Here is a 1,751-nt window from a genome sequence, read left to right on the forward strand (position 1 = left end):
TGCCGTGACCGCATACGTTCACCGGGTTGGTGAACCGTGGCGCCAGGAGCTGAGCTTCTAGAGTGAGGCGTCACAGCTCAGAGGCGGGTGGGGAGGGCGTATGGCGGAGGTTGAGGTTCCTGGGCCTGAGTCGGACTGGGAACGTGCGCCGGAGTACCAGGGAGGGAAGCGAAACCCGGCCTTCCAGGCCAGCATGTGGGAGTACGCGGCGAGCTCCTTCCGGCTCGTTGCCGGCCTGTCGCCGTCGCTGGACGTTCTGGCCGCGCGGCTGCGGTTGAACATCGAACGGGGTTGGGAGGACCTGGGTGCGGTGGATGCGGCGATGTTCCGCATCCAGAAGATCGACTTCGCGCTCAGCCGTTTGGAGGGCAGCCCTCGCCCCGATGTCTTCGTCTGGGTCGGGCGTGCCAACGCGGACGTCGATGTGGCGCTCGGCATCCTGCTCGATGCTCTCGGCATCGGTGAGGAAGCGCTCACCTTCCGCGGCGACATCGAAACCGGCTTCGTTGATCTGCGGAGCGAACCCCAGGCCTGAGACCTGAACTTACGCTGCTTTCCCGATGGGGCGTCCGCCCCATCGGATGCCTTTCTCGCTGCGGATGCGAGCGCGTTCGCGGCGCTGGGCGGCGAGGAGGTCGGGGTGGCGGGCGTTGGTGTTGCGCCAGCGCAGGTAGGCGTGCAGGGCCCGGGTCTGAACCGTGTGGTTGCGGTGGTGGGAGTTGGCGACGGTGAACTGCCGCAGCGGCCCGAAGTGGGCCTCAATCGGATTGGCCCAGGACGCGTATGTCGGCGTGAAGCACAGTTCGACCCGGTTCTTCCTCGCCCAGCGCCTGATCTGCTCTCCCTTGTGCGCGGACAGGTTGTCCAGGATGACGTAGATCGGTGCGCCGTCAGGACGGGCCGCACGGATCGACCTCAGCGCGGCCAGGGTGTTGCCAGCGCCCTTCTTGCGGCGGTTGACGCCCCAGAGGGAGTCGTCGCCGACCGAGTAGCAGCCGTGGAAGTACCGCACGCCGTGGGTGCGGTGGTAGGTCGCGGGATGCCGCTCGGGGTGACCGGCGGGAGCCCAGCCGGGTCCACCGGTCGGCCGGATGCCGAGCGGCCCAAACTCGTCGAATGCGAACACACGGTCCGGGAAGCGGTCCAGGACGTGCTCGATGCGGTCAAGCTTGGCGTCGCGTTCGGGGTCTGGTGACTCCTTCCACGTCTTGGTGCGCTGAAAGGTGATGCCGCGACGGGCGAGCAGGCACCGTAACGCCTCGCGGCCGATCCGGATCACGCGGCCGTGGACTTTCCGCAGGTAGGCGGCGAGTTTCCGGATGGACCAGCGGGTGAAGGGCTGGCCAAGCTTGGTCGGGCGGGTGGTGGCCGTCTGGACAACGAAGTCCTCGTCGTCAGGACTGAGCAGGCGGGGACGGCCTCCCGCCCACTGAGGGTCCAGGCAGGCCAGGCCGATCTCGTTGAAGCGGTGGATCACGTCACGGACGGTGTCGTCGTCGGCCTGCACCAACTGGGCGATCACCGGGACCCGGTTCCCGCCGGCCGAGGCCAGCAGCATTATCGCGCGCCGGTAGCGCACCGAGCTGGTGCTGCCCCGGCGCACGATCTGCTGCAGCTTATGCCCCTCTTGGTCGGTCAACCTGCGCACACGGACAGGCTCGGCCACCACACCCCCTGCGATCGGATCGGACGTCACCGCACATCCAACCTCCGGAACCGTCGACCCGGCGAACCTTCCCGGTCAGAGCACT

Annotated in this window: 2 protein-coding genes; one reads left to right on the plus strand and one right to left on the minus strand. The window is 67.8% G+C overall.

From position 1 onward, the window contains the following. Window positions 1-193 precede the first annotated feature (193 nt). The gene (locus ACFU6I_RS48530) at window positions 194-535 is read left to right on the plus strand and encodes a hypothetical protein (RefSeq protein ID WP_384380973.1); all 342 of its coding nucleotides are present in this window, start codon (window positions 194-196) and stop codon (window positions 533-535) included. Between the two features lie 9 nt (window positions 536-544). Here ACFU6I_RS48530 and ACFU6I_RS48535 read toward each other — a convergent pair whose 3' ends face one another. After that, a complete protein-coding gene (locus ACFU6I_RS48535; protein ID WP_384380976.1) occupies window positions 545-1,666 on the minus strand; it encodes an IS630 family transposase in 1,122 nt (373 codons plus the stop codon). Window positions 1,667-1,751 lie beyond the last annotated feature (85 nt).

The organism is Streptomyces sp. NPDC057486 (assembly GCF_042802415.1).
GTDB lineage: Bacteria > Actinomycetota > Actinomycetes > Streptomycetales > Streptomycetaceae > Streptomyces > Streptomyces yanii.

Excerpts from the sequence above, each read along its gene's own strand:
- ACFU6I_RS48530 (WP_384380973.1), top strand. The coding sequence starts at position 194 with ATGTGGGAGTACGCGGCGAGCTCCTTCCGGCTCGTTGCCGGCCTGTCG.